Source organism: Mycobacterium sp. G7A2 (assembly GCF_041902445.1).
In the GTDB taxonomy this organism is placed as follows: Bacteria; Actinomycetota; Actinomycetes; order Mycobacteriales; family Mycobacteriaceae; genus Mycobacterium.
Map to the genome: position 1 here is coordinate 3,935,540 of NZ_CP169251.1, position 17,594 is coordinate 3,953,133.

15 protein-coding genes are annotated in these 17,594 nt (G+C 69.3%); 1 reads left to right on the forward strand and 14 read right to left on the reverse strand.

Going from position 1 to position 17,594, the window contains the following annotated elements; translation table 11 throughout:
* Nucleotides 1-209: 209 nt before the first annotated feature.
* The gene (gene ftsY, locus ACEWX3_RS18745; protein WP_374157308.1) at nt 210-1,694 is read right to left on the reverse strand and encodes a signal recognition particle-docking protein FtsY; all 1,485 of its coding nucleotides are present in this window, start codon (nt 1,692-1,694) and stop codon (nt 210-212) included.
* A gap of 28 nt (nt 1,695-1,722) precedes the next feature.
* Here ftsY and fni point away from each other — a divergent pair, with 28 nt between their 5' ends.
* A complete protein-coding gene (gene fni / locus ACEWX3_RS18750) occupies nt 1,723-2,751 on the forward strand; it encodes a type 2 isopentenyl-diphosphate Delta-isomerase (RefSeq protein ID WP_207067484.1) in 1,029 nt (342 codons plus the stop codon).
* 2 nt (nt 2,752-2,753) lie between these two features.
* On the opposite strand, the gene smc is transcribed toward fni, so the two are convergent.
* From smc to ACEWX3_RS18815, 13 genes are all read right to left on the reverse strand, one after another.
* Complete coding sequence (gene smc / locus ACEWX3_RS18755; RefSeq protein ID WP_374157309.1) at nt 2,754-6,341, reverse strand: chromosome segregation protein SMC; 3,588 nt, start codon at nt 6,339-6,341, stop codon at nt 2,754-2,756.
* A 26-nt stretch (nt 6,342-6,367) separates the two neighbouring features.
* On the reverse strand, nt 6,368-6,652 hold the full coding sequence (locus tag ACEWX3_RS18760; RefSeq protein ID WP_374157310.1) for an acylphosphatase: 285 nt from the start codon (nt 6,650-6,652) through the stop codon (nt 6,368-6,370).
* Nucleotides 6,636-7,052: an OsmC family protein gene (locus ACEWX3_RS18765; RefSeq protein WP_207067481.1), complete on the reverse strand. Its 417-nt coding sequence runs from the start codon at nt 7,050-7,052 to the stop codon at nt 6,636-6,638. The genes ACEWX3_RS18760 and ACEWX3_RS18765 overlap by 17 nt, the downstream gene beginning before the upstream one ends.
* A gap of 96 nt (nt 7,053-7,148) precedes the next feature.
* Nucleotides 7,149-8,159, reverse strand: a complete 1,011-nt coding sequence (gene mutM / locus ACEWX3_RS18770; RefSeq protein ID WP_374157311.1) for a bifunctional DNA-formamidopyrimidine glycosylase/DNA-(apurinic or apyrimidinic site) lyase — start codon at nt 8,157-8,159, stop codon at nt 7,149-7,151.
* Nucleotides 8,152-8,847 carry a ribonuclease III gene (rnc, locus tag ACEWX3_RS18775; RefSeq protein ID WP_152516610.1) on the reverse strand — a complete coding sequence of 232 codons (696 nt, stop codon included), beginning with the start codon at nt 8,845-8,847 and terminating at the stop codon, nt 8,152-8,154. Before rnc ends, mutM begins: the two co-directional genes overlap by 8 nt.
* Entirely contained in the window at nt 8,844-9,458 is a 615-nt protein-coding gene (locus ACEWX3_RS18780) for a DUF177 domain-containing protein (protein ID WP_374157312.1), read from the reverse strand. The genes rnc and ACEWX3_RS18780 overlap by 4 nt, the downstream gene beginning before the upstream one ends.
* Before the next feature lie 65 nt (nt 9,459-9,523).
* Entirely contained in the window at nt 9,524-10,261 is a 738-nt protein-coding gene (sepIVA, locus tag ACEWX3_RS18785; RefSeq protein WP_374157313.1) for a cell division protein SepIVA, read from the reverse strand.
* Nucleotides 10,262-10,414: 153 nt separating this feature from the next.
* Nucleotides 10,415-10,897: a pantetheine-phosphate adenylyltransferase gene (gene coaD, locus ACEWX3_RS18790; protein ID WP_207067478.1), complete on the reverse strand. Its 483-nt coding sequence runs from the start codon at nt 10,895-10,897 to the stop codon at nt 10,415-10,417.
* A 56-nt stretch (nt 10,898-10,953) separates the two neighbouring features.
* Nucleotides 10,954-11,520 carry a 16S rRNA (guanine(966)-N(2))-methyltransferase RsmD gene (gene rsmD, locus ACEWX3_RS18795; RefSeq protein ID WP_374159894.1) on the reverse strand — a complete coding sequence of 189 codons (567 nt, stop codon included), beginning with the start codon at nt 11,518-11,520 and terminating at the stop codon, nt 10,954-10,956.
* Complete coding sequence (locus ACEWX3_RS18800) at nt 11,517-14,945, reverse strand: pyruvate carboxylase (RefSeq protein ID WP_374159895.1); 3,429 nt, start codon at nt 14,943-14,945, stop codon at nt 11,517-11,519. Before ACEWX3_RS18800 ends, rsmD begins: the two co-directional genes overlap by 4 nt.
* A gap of 53 nt (nt 14,946-14,998) precedes the next feature.
* On the reverse strand, nt 14,999-15,631 hold the full coding sequence (locus ACEWX3_RS18805; protein WP_221360824.1) for a vitamin K epoxide reductase family protein: 633 nt from the start codon (nt 15,629-15,631) through the stop codon (nt 14,999-15,001).
* Nucleotides 15,628-16,395 carry a DsbA family protein gene (locus ACEWX3_RS18810; RefSeq protein ID WP_207067476.1) on the reverse strand — a complete coding sequence of 256 codons (768 nt, stop codon included), beginning with the start codon at nt 16,393-16,395 and terminating at the stop codon, nt 15,628-15,630. Before ACEWX3_RS18810 ends, ACEWX3_RS18805 begins: the two co-directional genes overlap by 4 nt.
* A gap of 31 nt (nt 16,396-16,426) precedes the next feature.
* The gene (locus ACEWX3_RS18815) at nt 16,427-17,527 is read right to left on the reverse strand and encodes an alpha/beta hydrolase fold domain-containing protein (protein ID WP_207067475.1); all 1,101 of its coding nucleotides are present in this window, start codon (nt 17,525-17,527) and stop codon (nt 16,427-16,429) included.
* Between the last annotated feature and the right edge of the window lie 67 nt (nt 17,528-17,594).

A 17,594-nucleotide genomic window follows, 5' to 3' on the forward strand; every position in this document is an offset into this window, starting at 1 on the left:
GATCGGCCTCCCGAAGAGACTCTTGTGCGCGCGTTTCACCTGTGATTCGTTCGTGTTTCAGCTACGTGAACGGGTTCACACATCCGGTTACGCTCAGGTTTCACCAGGCACGTTCAGCAAAAACGGTCGCGCCGTGGAACAATTTTCGTCCCCGGTGTTGCGGCGTAGCGCCACGAACCGGTGTTGCGGCGTAGCGCCACGAAGGACAGTCAGCCGAGCAGCGCGTCGACGAAGGCCGAGGGTTCGAACGGCGCGAGGTCGTCGGGCCCTTCTCCGAGTCCGACGAGCTTGACCGGCACACCCAACTCCTGCTGGACGCGGAAAACGATGCCGCCTTTGGCCGTACCGTCCAGCTTGGTCAGCACGACACCGGTGATGTCGACGACTTCAGCGAACACCCGGGCCTGCGGCAGACTGTTCTGGCCGATCGTGGCGTCGAGCACCAGCAGCACTTCGTCGACCGCCGCCCGGCGGCCCACCACCCTCTTCACCTTGCCGAGCTCGTCCATCAACCCGCTCTTGGTGTGCAGCCGCCCGGCGGTGTCGACCACGACGACGTCGGCACCGGAGTTGATGCCGGTGTCGACGGCGTCGAACGCCACCGAGGCCGGGTCGGCCCCCTCGGCGCCGCGGACCACCTGCGCGCCGACCCGCGACGCCCAGGCCTGCAGCTGGTCGGCGGCGGCGGCGCGGAACGTGTCAGCGGCTCCGAGGACAACCCGCCTGCCGTCGGCGACCAGCACGCGGGCCAGCTTGCCGACGGTGGTGGTCTTGCCGGTCCCGTTGACGCCGACGACCAGCAGAACCGAGGGCTTGTCGTCATGCGGCAGCGCTCGGATGGAGCGATCGAGGTCGGGTTGCAGTTCGGTGATCAGCACGTCGCGCAGCACGGCGCGGGCGTCGGCCTCGGTGCGCACCTGGCTGCTGGCCATCTTGGCGCGCAACGCCGCCACCACCGATTCGGTCACGACCGGGCCCAGGTCGGCGATCAGCAGAGTGTCCTCGATCTCCTCCCAGGAGTCCTCGTCGAGATCGCCGCCACCGAGCAGGCCGAGCATGCTGCGACCGAGGGTGTTCTGAGATTTGGCCAGCCGCCCACGCAGTCGATCCAGCCGGCCCTCCGGCGGCGCGATGGCCTCGATGTCCGGCGCCTCGGCGCCGGTCGGGATCTCCGCAGGGGCGGGGGCCTCCGGCACAGGCGGTCCAGCCGGTGCGACCGGCGCGGGTGTCTCGGCCGGCGGCGCGGGCCTCTCGACCGGCGGCGCGGTCGGTGGCTCAGGAAGGGTGACATCGGCGATCGGACGCTTCGGCGCGTCCCTCGGGATGGTGGCATCATCGCCGACGGCGGGTAGCCCGGTGGTGTCGATGCGCTCGGGCTGCGGCGGGGCGGTTGGTTCTGGCCGGCTCGCCGGCGTTGGTTCTGGCCGGCTCGCCGGCGTTGGTTCTGGCCGGCTCGCCGGCGGTGGCTCCGGCCGGCTGGGCGGCTTCACCTCCGGCGGGGTCACGGTCGGGGTGGACTGACTGAACGTGATGCCCGACGAGGCGGTGTAGCCGCCCGAGCGATCTACAGGAGTAGCAGTGTCTGGACGGGAGAGGCTGATCCGCCGCTTGCGGTACCGCAGCAATCCGACCACGAGTGCAGCAACAAGCAGAACGGCGATGACCGCTATCGCGATCCAGAGACCCTCAGACACCACGCCATTGTCGCAGGGGGCCTGAACGATGACGCCCGACCCCACGTTCACCGCGGCACACCGCAAGCGCAGACACATCGACGTCTGCCTGACCGAAGAGGTCGATTACCAGTCCGTTCGCACCGGCCTGGAGCGCTACCGGCTGCCCTACAACGCGCTGACCCAGACCGACCTGCACAGTGTGGATCTGAGCACGGAGTTCCTCGGCGCCCGGCTGCGCGCTCCGGTCCTGATCGGCGCGATGACGGGCGGGGCAGAGCTGTCCGGCATCATCAACCGCAACCTGGCCGCCGCAGCTCAGCAGCTGGGTATCGGGATGATGCTGGGATCCCAGCGCGTGATGATCGACGACCCGGCCACCGCGGTGAGCTTCGACGTGCGGGGCGTGGCGCCCGACATCCCCGTCATCGGCAACATCGGGCTGGCCCAGCTCGGCCCGGACCTGGTGCCCGGCCTCCGAGACGCGCTGGCCGAGGTCGGCGCCGACGCGGTGGCGGTGCACACCAATCCGCTGCAGGAAGCCATGCAGCACGAGGGCGACACCGACTTCTCCGGCTCGATCGGGCGGTTGCGCGAGGTGGTCGAGGCAATCGGCTATCCCGTCGTGCTCAAGGAGGTCGGCCACGGGATCGGCGCAGCAGCGGCGGCCGAACTCGTCGACTGCCCGCTCGCCGCGGTCGACGTCGCCGGCGCCGGGGGCACGTCATGGGCCCGCATCGAACAGTTCGTCCGCTACGGCGAGGTGCGCTATCCGGCGCTGGCCGAGTGGGGCATCCCCACCGCGCAGGCGCTGGCCGAGGTGCACCAGCTGCTCCCTGACATGCCGCTGATCGCCTCGGGCGGTATCCGGACGGGGATGGATGCGGCCAAGGCGCTGGCGATGGGCGCCCAGATGGTCGCCGTGGCGCGACCGCTGCTGGCGCCGGCCATCGAGTCCGTCGAGGCGGTCGTCGACTGGTTGCAGTGCTTCCTTCACGAGTTGCTGATCTGCCTGCACGGATGCGGCGCGGCCGACCTGACCGCACTGCGGCGCAGGGGCGTCTGCGCTGCGGGCTGAACTCAGGTCCGGCTGCTGACCAGTTCCTGGCCGCGCATGCGCTGCGAGATCACCGTCGTGATGCCGTCACCGCGCATCGACACGCCGTACAGCGCGTCGGCCACCTCCATCGTGGGCTTCTGATGGGTGATCACGATCAGCTGCGAGCGCTCCCGGAGCTGCTCGAACAGGCTGATCAGCCGGCGCAGGTTGACGTCGTCGAGCGCCGCCTCGACCTCGTCCATGACGTAGAACGGGGAAGGGCGGGCCCGGAAGATCGCGACCAGCATCGCGACGGCGGTCAGGGACTTCTCACCGCCCGACAGCAGCGACAGCCGCTTGATCTTCTTGCCCGGTGGCCGCGCTTCGACCTCGATCCCGGTGGTGAGCATGTCGCTCGGGTCGGTGAGCAGCAGCCGGCCCTCCCCACCGGGGAACAGCGTCGAGAAGACCTGGGCGAACTCGCGCTCGACATCGGCGTAGGCCTCGGTGAACACCTGCAGGATCCGGCCGTCGACATCGGAGATCACGTCGAGCAGGTCTTTGCGGGCGGCCTTGACGTCCTCGAGCTGGGTGGACAGGAAGTTGTAGCGCTCCTCCAGCGCGGCGAACTCCTCCAACGCCAGCGGGTTGACCCGGCCCAGCTGGTTCAACTCACGCTCGGCGCGCTTGGCGCGCCGCTCCTGGGTAGGCCGGTCATAAGGCATCGGGGCCGGCGCGGTGACAGGCTCGCCGCGCTCTTTGGCCTGCTCGTACTCGGCCATCTCCAAGTCCGACGGCGGCAACGGCACCGTCGGCCCGTACTCGGCCACAAGATCGGCGGCGGCCATGCCGAACTGTTCGAGCACCTGCTCCTCGAGCTGCTCGATGCGCAGCGCCGCTTGAGCTTTGGCCACCTCGTCACGGTGCAGCGAATCGGTCAGCGCGGCGATCCGGGTGGACAGCTCACCGACTTCGTCGCGCGCCCGGCCCAGTGCCGCCGCCCGGGTCTGCCGCTCGGCGGCGACCTCGTCGCGAATCCGTGACGCCACCGCCACCGCTTGGCTCAACCGCTCGGCAACCGCTCGACCGGATTCGGCGACGGCGGCCGCCATCGCCGCGGCATGCACCCGCGCTTCCCGCGCCCGCGCGGCCCGTACCCGGGCCTCTCGCTCGGCGGCCGCAGCGCGACGCAGTGAATCCGCCCTTCCGCGAACAGCGTTGGCGCGCTCCTCAGCGGTGCGCACCGTCAGCCGGGCCTCCACTTCGGCCGAGCGCGCAGCGTCGGCGGCCGCGGTGGACTCCTCGCGGTCGACGGGAGCGACCTCGAACATCGGCTCCTGCTGCGCATTGTGCAGACGCGCCTCGAGCGCAGTGAGTTCGTCGACGGTCTGGGTGCGTCCGGCCTCGAGTTCGTCGCGCTGCTTGATCAGCCGCTGCCACTCGTCGTCGGCGGCTCGGGCGTCCTGGCCCAGTCGACCCAATTGTTCGTAGATTGCGGAGATCGCCGCGTCCGATTCGTTGAGGGCGGCCAGCGCCTGTTCCGCGGCGTCCTGGCGCGCGGTCTGTTCGGCCAGCGCCCCGGCCAGAGCGGCCGACAACTCATCGGTCTGGCGTTCGGCGTCGGCCAACTCCGCGCGCGCCTTGTCGACCTCGGAGGCGATCTCCAGCGTGCTGGGCCGCCGGTCGGAGCCGCCGTTGACCCAACCTCCGCCGACCAGATCACCATCGGCGGTCACCGCGCGCAATTCAGGTTGGGCGGCAACGAGATCGAGGGCGGCCGAGAGATCAGCGACGACCGCCACCCCGGAGATCATCGACGTCACCGCACTGCGCACGCTGGGATCGACGTCGACCACATCGGCGGCCCAGACCGCACCGCCGGGCAGCGAGCCGGGCGTGGGGGCGGCCGGAACGGGCCAGTCGCCCAGCACGATGGCCGCCCGTCCGCCGTCGGCTTCCTTGAGGGCGGCCAGCGCGTCGCCGGCCGCCCGCGAGTCCTGCGCGGCCAGCGCGTCCGCGGCGGCGCCCAACACAGCGGCCACGGCGGCTTCATGTCCGGCCCGCACCTTGACCAGACCTGCGATCGAACCGAGAAGTCCTGCACCCCTGTGGTTTTCCTGTAGCCAGGCGGCGCCGTCCTTGCGTTCGAGGCCCACGGACAACGCATCGATGCGGGCCTGCAACGAGGCGACCTGACGCTCCGCGGCGCGTTCGGCGGCCTGTAGTTCGGCCACCCGTTCGTCGGCCAACCGCAATGCCGTCACCGTGCGGTCGTGGTGTTCGTCGAGGCCGACCTCCCCGGCGTCGAGTTCGCCGACACGGCTCTGCACGGTCTCGAACTCGGCCTGGGTCTGCTGGGCGCGCGCGGCGGCATCGTCGATCCCGGTGCTCAGCCGGGCGACCGTCTCGTCGATGGACTCGACGCGGGTGCGCATCGTGTCGACCTGCCCCGACAGTCGGGCCAGACCCTCGCGACGGTCGGCTTCGGCGCGGGCCGCGGCCAGGTGCGCCCGTTCCGCTTCAGCCGCGACCTGCTCGCGTTCGGCGAGCTCGGAACGGGCCGCGTCGAGACGTTCGCGGGATTCGGCCAGTTCCTCGAGTAGCCGGCGTTCGCGTTCGGCGACTTCGTCGGCCTGGGCCTCCAACTCGTCGGGGTCAGGACCGCCGGAGGTCTCGGGTTCGGCATCCAGGTGCTGGGCGCGTTCACTGGCGATCCGGACGGTCGCGCCGACCCGCTCGGCCAGCGCCGAGAGCCGAAACCAGCGCTGCTGGGCGGCGTCGGCGCGCTCGCTGAGGTCGCCGACGGCGCTCTCGTGCGCATCCAGCTCGGCGGTGGCGGTCTCCAGCCGTGTGCTCAGCTCGTCATGCTCGCGGCGCAGCGTCGTCTCGGTCTGATTGGTGTTGTCGAACTCCGCCCTGCGGGTGACCAGGTCGTCGGCGGCCAACCGCAGCCTGGCGTCGCGCAGGTCGGCCTGGATGGTCTGGGCGCGCCGCGCCATCTCGGCCTGCCGACCCAGCGGTTTGAGCTGGCGTCGCAGCTCGGTGGTCAGATCGGTGAGGCGGGCCAGGTTGGCCTGCATCGAGTCGAGCTTGCGCACCGCTTTTTCCTTGCGTTTGCGGTGTTTGAGCACTCCGGCGGCCTCCTCGATGAAGGCGCGCCGGTCCTCGGGACGCGACTCGAGAATCTCCGAGAGCTTGCCCTGACCGACGATGACGTGCATCTCGCGCCCGATCCCCGAGTCGGACAGCAACTCCTGCACATCCATCAAACGGCAACTGCTGCCGTTGATCTCGTATTCACCGGCACCGTCACGGAACATCCGGCGGGTGATCGAGACCTCGGAGTAGTCGATCGGCAGCGCGTTGTCGGAGTTGTCGATCGTCAGCGTGACCTCGGCCCGCCCGAGCGGGGCTCGCGAAGACGTCCCGGCGAAGATGACGTCCTCCATCTTGCCGCCGCGCAAGGTCTTGGCGCCCTGTTCACCCATCACCCAGGTCAGCGCGTCCACGACATTGGACTTGCCCGACCCGTTCGGACCGACGACGCAGGTGATGCCGGGTTCGAAGCGCAGAGTCGTCGGCGAGGCGAAGGACTTGAAGCCCTTCAGCGTCAGACTCTTCAGATGCATGACGTGCCACCCTACCGTCGCGGAGCTCAGCGCTCGGTGAAGCCGGTGAACGCGTCGGCCGGTTCCGACCAGTTGGCGATCACCTTGTCCACCTTTCCCGGCGTGTCTCCACCCTGCAGCGCGCCGAGCAGCTGCTCACAGGCTTTTTGGGAGCCCTGCGCAACCACCTGGACGCGACCGTCGGGTTTGTTCGCCGCGAACCCCGTCAGGCCCAGCTCCAGGGCTTTGGAGCGCGTCCACCAGCGGAAACCCACGCCCTGCACGTATCCGTGCACCCAGGCGGTGAGCCGGACGTCACTTTCCCCCAACATCTTTCACCTCAAAGTTCACTTTGGTACCAGTCTTTAACGTGCGCCCCACCGTGCACACCTGGTCGACGGCTCGTTCGACGACAGTCAGCAGCCGGGTCAGGTCGTCGGCCGAGAGCCCCGACAAGTCGAGCTCCAACGACTCCTCGAGCAGCGGGTAGCGCTCCTGCTCGCGGTCCGCCTGGCCGGATACCCGGATGGTGGCCGGGTAGTCGTCCCCGAGTCGGCGGCGCAGAGGTTGGTCGCTGGACAGCCCGCTGCATCCGGCGAGCGCGATCTTGAGCAACTCGCCCGGGGTGAAGACACCCTCGACATCCTCGGACCCGATGAACACCTCCGCGCCCCTGGAGCTGCGGCCCGTGTAACGCCGCACCCCGGTGCGCTCAACCCATAGTTCGGTCATGCTCTCTTTCTACAACGTTCTCCGAACGGAGATTCCCGGTCGCGCTTCGGGCGCAGACGACGACCCGACAGCGGTCCGGCGGGCGGTGGGCCAGACTCAACGGACTCGGGGACGGGGCTGACACCGAGGGCAGTAGCACGACGAGCGGTTCATGAACTTCTCCCGGCGCATCACCGCGCCGCATCGCCGGCACGGCTGCCCGTCACGCCCGTACGCGTCCAGCGACCGGTCGAAATAGCCCGACTCACCGTTGACGTTCACATAGAGCGAGTCGAACGACGTCCCGCCCTGGCCCAGCGCATCGGACATCACCGCGGCCGCGGCGTCGAGCAACTCGGCCAGCTTCCGTCGCGACAGACCCGACGCCAGCCTGGTCGGGTTGACCTTGGAACGCCACAAGGCCTCATCGGCGTAGATGTTGCCGATGCCGGAGACGACAGTCTGGTCCAGCAGCTGACGCTTGATCTCGGAGTTCTTGTGCCGCAACACATCCACCACGGCGTCGCGGTCGAACCCAGGGTCCAGAGGATCCCGGGCGATGTGGGCGACCGGCTCGGGCACCGGCGCGCCGTCGACATCGACCAGCTCGGTGACCATCCATCCGCCGAAAGTCCGTTGATCGACGAAACTCACTGTCGTCCCGTCGTCGAGCAGGGCCGCGATGCGCAGGTGGTTCTCGTTGGGCTGACGCTGTGGGCCACCCGCTCCGGGCGTCGATCCCAGCAGCATCTGCCCGCTCATACCCAGGTGCACCACCAATGCGGAATCAGATGCTCTTCGCGCAAGCGGCTCATCGGAAGCAGATGCTCTTCGCGCAAGCGGCTCATCGGAAGCAGATGCTCTTCGCGCAAGCGGCTCATCGGAATCAGATTCTCTTCGCGCAAGCGGCTCATCGGGCCCCTCGTCGAGGGTCAGCCACAGATACTTGCCCCGCCGGCCCGTGCCGCTGATCCGGCTACCGAGCAACCGGGCTGTCAGGTCGGCCGGCCCCGCCTCGTGACGGCGCACCGCCCGAGGGTGATGCACCCGCACCGCGGTGATGGTCTTGCCGGTGACATGCGCCGCGAGCCCGCGCCGGACGACCTCGACCTCGGGGAGCTCAGGCATCCGGGTTCAGCGCGTTCCACGCCGCGGCGGCAGCGCGCAGCTCGGCCTCCTTCTTGGTCCGTCCCACACCCCTGCCGTACTCCACCCCGGCGATGACCACCACAGCGGTGAACTCCTTGTCGTGGTCCGGTCCGGTGGAGCTCACCAGGTAGGTCGGCGCGCCCAGCCCTCGCGACGCGGTCAGCTCCTGCAGGCTGCTCTTCCAGTCCAGACCGGCGCCCAGCGTCGGCGCGGTGTCCAGCAGGTCTCCGAACAACTTCAGGATGACCTTGCGCGCGATGCTCGCGCCGTGCTCCAGATACACCGCACCCAACAGGGATTCGACGCCGTCGGCCAGGATGCTGGACTTGTCCGCACCGCCGGAGTTCTCCTCGCCCTTGCCCAGTAGCAGGTACGAGCCGAGCCCCTCGGGCGGCAGCGCGCGGCCGACATCCGCGAGTGCGTGGGTGTTGACGATGCTGGCTCGCAGCTTGGCGAGATCGCCCTCGGAGCGGTCCGGGTGACGGTGGTAGAGCTCCTCGGTGATCGTCAGGCCGAGCACCGAGTCGCCGAGGAACTCGAGGCGTTCGTTGGTGGGCAGGCCACCGTTCTCATAGGAATAGCTGCGATGCGTCAGCGCGATCGTCAGCAACTCTTCGGGCAGGTCGACGCCGAGCGCCGCCAGCAGAGGCGCACGGTCCGCCGTCACTGCTCGTCTCCGCTGGGCTCCCGCGATCCACCTGCCGTCTGGTCGCGGAGCTCCGCCAGTTTGGCCCAGCGCGGATCGATCTTCTCGTGCTGGTGGCCAGGTTCGGCGTCGGCCAGCGGCACACCGCAGTCGGGACACAACCCGGCGCAGTCGTCGCCGCACACCGGGGAGAACGGCAATACCAGTCCGATCGCGTCGATGATCGGCTGCTCCAGGTCCACCGACTCGGCGCCGCGGACGCTGCTGACACGGGAGACCTCGTCGTCGTCGGTGGTCTCGTCGGTCGTGCTGTCGGGGTAGGCGAACAGTTCGGTGAGGTCGATCTCCACGTCACCGCTGAGCGGGTTCAGGCATCGCGCGCACTCCCCCGACGTCGGCGCGGACACCGTGCCGGTGACCAGAACCCCCTCCGACACCGACTCCAGCCGCAGGTTCAGATCCAGGGGTGCGCCCTCGTCGACGGCGATCAACTCCACGCCGATCCGCAACGGACTGGGCACCGTGGTCTCGACGGTCATCATCGAACCGGGGCGCCTACCGAGCCGGGAAATGTCGATCACGAGGGGCGACCGTGACCCGCGGTGCGCCGCTGCCTTTGCATGCGTCGCCATGCACGTATCGTACGGGCCGGAATCCGGCTAACGATCGCGTGCTCGCGGTCGTGGCTGCGAACCGGTCAGCGGGCCGCGTAATCGTGGGTGCCCGCAGCGGTGCGCAGCTGGTGCCGGCCCCGGCCCACCGACCGCAGGGTGCCGTTGAGGAAGTCCTCGAACTCGGCGAGCTTGCTGTCGACGTAGATGTCGCATTCGCCGCGCAGCCGGTCGGCCTCGGCGTGCGCCGAGTCGATCATCCGGGTGGCCTCGGCGTTGGCGGTGGCGACGATCTCGGTCTGCGCCACGAGCCGCTGCTGTTCCTTGATGCCTTCCTGAACAGCCTTCTCGTAGGCGAGATTGCCGCTTTCGATCAGCCGGTCGGCCTCGGACTTGGCCCGCCCGACGCTGGCCTCGTACTCCCGCTTGGCGGTGGCCGCGATGCGCGCCGCCTCCTCGCGGGCCTCCCCGACCATGCGTTCGCTGTGCTGGCGCGCCTCGGCGACCATCCGGTCCGCCTGCGCTTTGGCGTCGGAGAGCAACCGGTCGGCTTCCGCGCGGGCGTGGTTGACCATCGAGTCGGCTTCGGCGTTGGCCGTCGACACGGTCGACTCGGCGTGATCCTTGGCCTCGCGCAGCAACCCGTCGCGCGCGTCGAGCACGTCCTGGGCGTCGTCGAGCTCACCCGGGATGGCGTCCTTGATGTCGTCGATCAGCTCGAGGACGTCACCGCGGGGCACCACGCAACCGGCCGTCATCGGCACGCCGCGCGCTTCTTCGACGATTGCGCCCAATTCATCGAGCGCTTCAAAAACTCGGTACACGGCGACACCCTCCAGGCGTAGTTTGACAGTGACCAGTGTGCCTGGTGTTACGCCTGTGACTCAGCTACCGGCACCGGTGTGTCGTGGTGAATTGCTGGTGACGCCCATTATGTCAACTCATGGACGGACAACGCGACCAGCGGATGCACTGGCTCAGGAGCGTTCGGCCAACTTGTCGCGCAGGCGGGCGTTGACCGCGGCCGGCAGCAACTCGGTGACGTCACCGCCGAGCGAGGCAACCTCCTTGGCCAACGACGACGACACGAACGAGTAGCGCGGCGTGGTCGCGACGAAGAACGTGTCCACCCCGGCGATGTGCTTGTTCATCTGCGCCATCTGCAGCTCGTACTCGAAATCGGTGCCGGTGCGCAGGCCTTTGACGATGGCGGTCAACCCGCGGTCCTTGACGAAGTCGACGACGAGCCCCTGCCCCGACTCGACGCGCAGGTTCGGCAGATGGGTCGTCGACTCCTCGATCAGCGCGATGCGCTCATCGACGGTGAACATCCCTTTCTTGTTGGGGTTGACCAGGATCGCGACGACGACCTCGTCGAATTGCGCCGCGGCGCGTTCGAAGATGTCGATGTGACCCAGCGTCACCGGATCGAAGGACCCCGGGCATACCGCACCGCTCATGGATTGCGACGCTAGCAGGGCGGCACCCGGCCCGGCCGGGTGCCCGACAGGCCGCGTCAGTCCCGTTGGGCGGGCTCGATACGGGTGTCGCCGTAGCGGCGGGTCCGCCACGGGGTCCAGCCGTCGGGCCAGGCGATCTCGGGTCCTGACGCCGATCGCTCCACGACGACCACGCTGCCCGGGGTGACCCACCGCCCGGTCGCCAGCGCGGCCAGCATGTCGAGCACCTGTTCGTCCTCGACCTCGTAGGGCGGGTCGGCCAGCACCAGGTCCACGGGCGCGGGCGCCCCGGTGCTCAACGCCGCGGCCACGGCCGACCGGCGCACCGTCGCACCGTCGACCCCCAGCGCGGCGATGTTGCGTTCGATCACCGCAGCCGCCCTGGCGTCGGATTCCACGAACAGCGCCGAGGCGGCGCCGCGCGACAACGCCTCCAGGCCGAGCGCGCCGGACCCGGCATACAGGTCGAGCACCACAATGCCGGCGAAGTCGATGCGCGCGGCCAGCATGTTGAACAGCGACTCCCGCACCCGGTCGGTGGTGGGCCGGGTCCCCAGCCCGGACCGCTGTTGCGGCACCGCGATGCGACGCCCGCCCAGGCTGCCGGCCACGATGCGGGTCAGGCTGATCCCCCTGTCGTCGCCTGCGCGTCGCGCGTGGACCCTTCGCTGTCGACCACCACCAGCAGGTCCCCGCCCTCGACCTGGGCGGTGGCCGACACGGCCACCCGAGCGACCGAACCGGCCTTGGGAGCGGTGATCGCAGCCTCCATCTTCATCGCCTCGATCGTGGCGATGGTCTGGCCCGCCTGGACCGACTCGCCCTCGCTGACGCTGACCGTGACCACCCCGGCGAACGGGGCGGCGACGTGGTCGGGGTTGGTCCGGTCGGCCTTCTCGGCGGCGGGAACGTCGCTGGCGATGCTGCGGTCGCGCACCACGACGGGGCGCAGCTGGCCGTTGATGATGCACATCACCGTGCGCATACCCCGCTCGTCGGGGTCGGAGATCGCCTCCAGACCGATGAGCAGCTGGACACCGCGTTCGAGGGTGACACGATGTTCGTCGCCGTGGCGCAGGCCGTAGAAGAACTGGTTGGCCGACAGGCTCGAGGTGTCTCCGTAGAGCTCCCGGTGGGCCTCGAATTCCTTTGTCGGACCGGGGAACAGCAGCCGGTTCAGCGTGGCCTGACGGACCGGACCGGACTGGCTGAGCGCCTCGGTGTCCTCGGCGGACAGCTCCTCCTGCGGTTTGGCCGGCGCCCGGCCCGCCAGCGCCTTGCTGCGCAACGGCTCGGGCCAGCCACCGGGCGGATCACCCAGCTCCCCGCGCAGGAAGCCGATCACCGAGTCCGGGATGTCGAAACGCGCAGGGTCGGCGGCGAACTCGTCGGCGCTGATGCCCGCGCCGACGAGCGCCAGCGCCAGATCACCGACCACCTTGGACGACGGCGTCACCTTGACCAGCCGGCCCAGGATCCGGTCCGCCCCGGCGTAGGCCGCCTCGACCTCCTCGAAGCGGTCACCGAGACCCAGCGCGATGGCTTGCTGACGCAGATTCGACAGCTGCCCGCCGGGGATCTCGTGGTGATACACCCGGCCCGTCGGGGCGGGCAGCCCGGACTCGAACGGCGCGTACACCTTTCGCAGCGCCTCCCAGTACGGCTCCAGGTCACAGACCGCCGACAACGACAGCCCCGAGTCGTATTCGGTGTGAGCAGACGCGGCGACGATGGAACTCAACGCCGGCTGGCTCGTCGTCCCCGCCAGCGACGCCGACGCCCCGTCGACGGCGTTCGCCCCGGCCTGCCAGGCCGCCAGATAGGTGGCCAACTGCCCGCCCGGGGTGTCGTGGGTGTGCACGTGCACCGGCAGGTCGAACCTGCTGCGCAGCGCCCCGACCAGCGTGGCGGCGGCCTGCGGGCGCAGCAGACCCGCCATGTCCTTGATCGCCAGCACATGCGCGCCGGCGTCGACGATCTGCTCGGCGAGCTTGAGGTAATAGTCCAGCGTGTAGAGATTCTCCCCCGGGTCCGACAGGTCACCGGTGTACGACATCGCGACTTCGGCCACCGCGGTGCCGGTCTCGCGCACCGCATCGATCGCCGGCCGCATCGAGTCGACGTTGTTGAGCGCATCGAAGATCCGGTAGATGTCGATGCCCGTCGCCGTGGCCTCCTGCACGAAGGCGTGGGTCACCGACTCCGGATACGGCGTGTAACCGACGGTGTTGCGTCCCCGCAGCAGCATCTGCAGACAGATGTTGGGCACGGCCTCGCGCAGCGCCGCCAAGCGCTCCCACGGGTCTTCCTTGAGGAACCGCAGCGCGACGTCGTAGGTCGCCCCGCCCCAGCACTCGATCGACAGCAGCTGCGGCGTCATCCGCGCGATGTAGGGCGCGACCATCAGCAGTCCCGACGTACGCACCCGGGTGGCCAGCAGCGACTGGTGCGCATCTCGGAACGTCGTGTCGGTCACCCCGATCGCCTTGGATTCCCGCATCCAGCGCGCGAACGCCTCAGGACCCACCTCGGTCAGCAGATGCTTGCTGCCCCGCGGCGGCATCGCGTCCAGATCGATCTGGGGCAGCTTGTCGTGCGGATAGACCGTCGACGGCCGCGGCCCGTGCGGCTGGTTGACGGTCACATCGGCCAGGTAGTTCAGGATCTTGGTGCCGCGGTCTGCCGGGGAGCGCGCCGTCAGCAGGTAGGGCCGTTCGTCGATGAACGACGTGGTCACCCGTCCGGCCCGGAAGTCGGGGTCGTCGATGACGGCCTGCAGGAACGGGATGTTCGTCGAGACCCCGCGGATGCGGAACTCGGCCAGCGCGCGGTGCGCACGCGCGACCGCAGTGCCGAAGTCGCGGCCCCGGCAGGTGAGTTTGACCAGCATCGAGTCGAAGTGGGCGCCGATCTCCCCGCCCAGCACCGCCCCGCCGTCCAGGCGGATACCGGCGCCTCCCGGCGACCGGTAGGCGGTGATCCGGCCGGTGTCGGGACGGAACCCGTTCGTCGGGTCCTCGGTGGTGATGCGGCACTGCATGGCCGCCCCGCGGATCCGCATCCCCTCCTGGGACAGGCCCAGATCCGCCAGCGTCTCCCCCGATGCCAGACGCAGCTGGCTGGAGACCAGGTCGACGTCGGTGATCTCCTCGGTGACGGTGTGCTCCACCTGGATCCGCGGATTGCACTCGATGAACACGTGATGCCCGCGCTCGTCGAGCAGGAACTCGACCGTGCCCGCGCAGGTGTAGTCGATCTGGCGGGCGAACGCCACCGCGTCCTGGCAGATCCTGGTGCGCAGTTCCTCGGACAGGTTCGGCGCCGGGGCCAGCTCGATCACCTTCTGATGGCGGCGTTGCACGCTGCAGTCCCGCTCGAACAGATGCATCACGTTGCCGTCGGCGTCGGCCAGGATCTGCACCTCGATGTGACGGGGGTTCAGCACCGCCTGCTCGAGATAGACCATCGGGTCGCCGAACGCCGATTCGGCTTCCCGGCTGGCGGCCTCCACCGCTTCGGGCAGCGCGGCGCGATCGGCCACCCGGCGCATGCCGCGCCCGCCGCCGCCCGACACCGCCTTGACGAACAGCGGGAACTCCATCCCTTCGGCGGCTGCCACCAGGTCGTCCACCGAGGCCGACGGCTCCGACGAGGCCAGCACGGGCAACCCGGCATCCCGGGCGGCCGCGATGGCGCGGGCCTTGTTGCCGGTCAGCTCGAGCACCGCGGCGCTGGGGCCGACGAACGTGATACCGGCCTGCGCGCAGGCCGCGGCGAGTTCCGGGTTCTCCGAGAGGAATCCGTAACCGGGGTAGACCGCGTCGCACCCGGCTTCCAGAGCCACCCGCATGATCTCCGAGACCGACAGATAGGCCCGGACGGGGTGACCCGTCTCGCCGATCTGATATGACTCGTCGGCTTTCAACCGGTGCAGCGAGTTGCGGTCCTCGTACGGGTACACCGCGACGGTGTCGATGCCCATCTCGTAGGCCGCGCGAAAAGCACGGATCGCGATCTCACCGCGGTTGGCTACCAGGACTTTGGAGATCGAAGAGTTCTGACCGGCCACGGTTCACCCTAACCGCATCGGCCACGTGCAGGTCAGAGAAGGGTCGACCAGTAATTCCAGAACCGGACGAGGATCAGCAGCACGACCGCGGCGAACCACAGCGTCACGACCGACCACCGCCAGCTGTACAGCGTTCTGACCAGGCGTGAACCGCTGCGCTGGGGGGCCAAGGCGATGCCGGCGGTCACCACGAGTAGCGGGATGGTCACCGCCCACACCACCATGCAGTACGGGCACAGCGCGCCGATGCGGTAGAGGCTCTGGAAGATCAGCCAGTGCACGAAGACGGTGCCCGCCAGGGTGCCGACGGTCAGGCCCGCCCAGTACCAGCGGGGCAACCGCACCCGCGCGACGGCCAGGACGCCGGTGACGAGGACCACGGCGAAGGACACGATCCCGATGAGCGGATTGGGGAAGCCGAACAGCGATGCCTGCGGGGTGGTCATCACCGATCCGCAGGACAGCACCGGGTTGATGCTGCAGGTCGGCACATAGTCGGGGTTGATGAGCAGTTCGATCTTCTCGATCGTCAGCGTCAGCGCCGCTGCCAGCCCGACGAATCCGGCGATCAGCACCCACAGCGCGCTACTGCGCGGAACCGCGACCCCGCCCGCCTGGCCGCTGGACGGGGCGTCCTGGCCCACCGGGTCCGCGGTGACGGTCATGACGCCGGGGTGGGCGCCTGCGCGGGCGGCGCCGCCTGGAGGCCGGGCACGTCACCGACGATCTCTTCGATCTTGGCGACCAGCGCCTCGGGGGTGCTGTACTGGTATTCCTCGCCGTTGATGCGCAGCGTCGGGGTGGCCTTGATGCCGGTGGCGCCCGCCATGCCGGCGACCATGTCGACGTAGGTGCCCTTGTTGATGCATTCGGGGACGTTGCCCGAGGCGCCGGCCTGGCGGGCCAGTTCGACCAATTGCGCGTTGTCCGGGTAGGAAGTTCCCATCTCGCTGGGTTGCTGCGCGAACAGCGCGGAGTGGAAGCGCTTGAAGGCGTCGACCGATTCGTCGGCCACGCAGTAGGCGGCCCCACCGGCCCGCGACGGATAGTTATTGTTCTGCGGGCGGTCCAGGATGCCGACCATGTAGTAGTCGACGGCCGCCGCGCCCGAGTCGGCGATGTTGGCCAGGGTCGGACCGAACTGCTGCTCCAGCGCCGCGCAGTGCGGGCACAACGCGTCCTCGTACAGCGAGATGACGGCCTTGGGCTCGTCGGTGCCCTCCTTGGTGATCACGCTGTTGGACGCCACGCGCACCGACTTGGTCTCGCCCGCGGTGGGCTTGTCGTCCGCCGACATCAGGATGTAGAGGATGAGCGCGGCGGCGAACAGCACCACGACCGAGGTCAGCCCGATCTGCACGAACAGGTTGCGCTTCCGGTCCGCTGCCTTCAGGTCGTACCGCGCGTTCTTCTTGGGTTTGGAGGCCACGGACACAGCGTACCGGCGCGCAAACGCGGGTTTAGCCGGCGCGGGTCAAATGCGCGCGGATGGCCGAGATGACCTCCGAGGTGGCGGTCGCACTCGCCCCACCGAGGGTGAAGAAGTTGGCGAAGCCGTGCACGACCGGCCCGTACTCGCGGTAGTCCACCGCGGTGCCCGCCGCGCGCATCGCGTCGGCGTACTGCCTGCCCTCGTCACGCAGCGGGTCGAAGCCGGCGGTGACCACCAGCGCCGGGGCCAGGCCCGAGAGATCGTCGACGAGCAGCGGGGACACCTCCGGGGCGGTGGCGTCGAACCGGGAGCCGCCGAGGAACCGCTCCTTGAACCAGGCGATGTCGCGGCGGGTGAGGAAGAACCCGCGGGCGAACAGGGTCTTGGACCTGGTCTGGCTTTCGTAGTCGGTCACCGGATACAACAGCACCTGCAGACTCGGGGGCGACACCCCCTCGTCGCGCGCCCGCAGCGACGCCAACGCCGCCAGGTTCGCCCCGGCACTGTCGCCTCCGACGGCGACCCGGTGCGGATCGGCGCCCAGCTCGGCGGCGTGCTCGCGCGCCCACAGGTACGCGGCGTAGGCGTCCTCGGCTCCGGCCGGGGCCGGATGCTCGGGCGCCAGGCGGTAGTCGACGGAGACCACGTGCAGACCACCGGCGCGACAGATCTCACGGCACAGGTCGTCGTGGGTGTCGAGACTGCCCATCACGTGTCCGCCGCCGTGGAAGAACACCAGCAGCGGGGCGCCGGATTCGGCGGGGCGATAGTGCCGGGCCCGGACCGGTCCGGCGGCACCGTCCACCTCGATGTCGGTCACCGATGTGACCGGGATGCGCTCGGCGAAACTGGCGGCCAGCAGCTCGAGCTGGGCCCGCGCGGTGACGTGATCGTCGTCGCCGACCAGCCCGTCGAGTCCCAGCGCCCGCTGGCCGGCGAGCATCAGCTGCAGGGTGACGTCGAGGGTGTTGCCGTCGAGGGTGATCGACCGCCCACCCATCAGCAACCGCTTGATCCGGTCGGGTATGTGCGGCAGCGCGCGCAGGGTCACGCCCGCAACCTTGTTGGCGACGACGTCGACGGTGCGGATCTTCGGGCGCTGCGTCGGCGCGATACTCGTCTGCGTCATGTGTGCTCCATCTGTCTCACCCGGACCCGGGCAGGTCGCGCCCTGGTGGCGCCGACAGCAGTTGGGT

Bases quoted from the DNA above. Each gene is read 5' to 3' on its own strand.
- fni (WP_207067484.1), top strand. From the start codon at position 1,723: ATGACGCCCGACCCCACGTTCACCGCGGCACACCGCAAGCGCAGACAC.
- smc (WP_374157309.1), bottom strand. From the start codon at position 6,341: ATGCATCTGAAGAGTCTGACGCTGAAGGGCTTCAAGTCCTTCGCCTCG.
- ACEWX3_RS18760 (WP_374157310.1), bottom strand. From the start codon at position 6,652: ATGTTGGGGGAAAGTGACGTCCGGCTCACCGCCTGGGTGCACGGATAC.
- ACEWX3_RS18765 (WP_207067481.1), bottom strand. From the start codon at position 7,052: ATGACCGAACTATGGGTTGAGCGCACCGGGGTGCGGCGTTACACGGGC.
- mutM (WP_374157311.1), bottom strand. From the start codon at position 8,159: ATGCCTGAGCTCCCCGAGGTCGAGGTCGTCCGGCGCGGGCTCGCGGCG.
- ACEWX3_RS18780 (WP_374157312.1), bottom strand. From the start codon at position 9,458: ATGGCGACGCATGCAAAGGCAGCGGCGCACCGCGGGTCACGGTCGCCC.
- coaD (WP_207067478.1), bottom strand. From the start codon at position 10,897: ATGAGCGGTGCGGTATGCCCGGGGTCCTTCGATCCGGTGACGCTGGGT.
- ACEWX3_RS18805 (WP_221360824.1), bottom strand. From the start codon at position 15,631: ATGACCGTCACCGCGGACCCGGTGGGCCAGGACGCCCCGTCCAGCGGC.
- ACEWX3_RS18815 (WP_207067475.1), bottom strand. From the start codon at position 17,527: ATGACGCAGACGAGTATCGCGCCGACGCAGCGCCCGAAGATCCGCACC.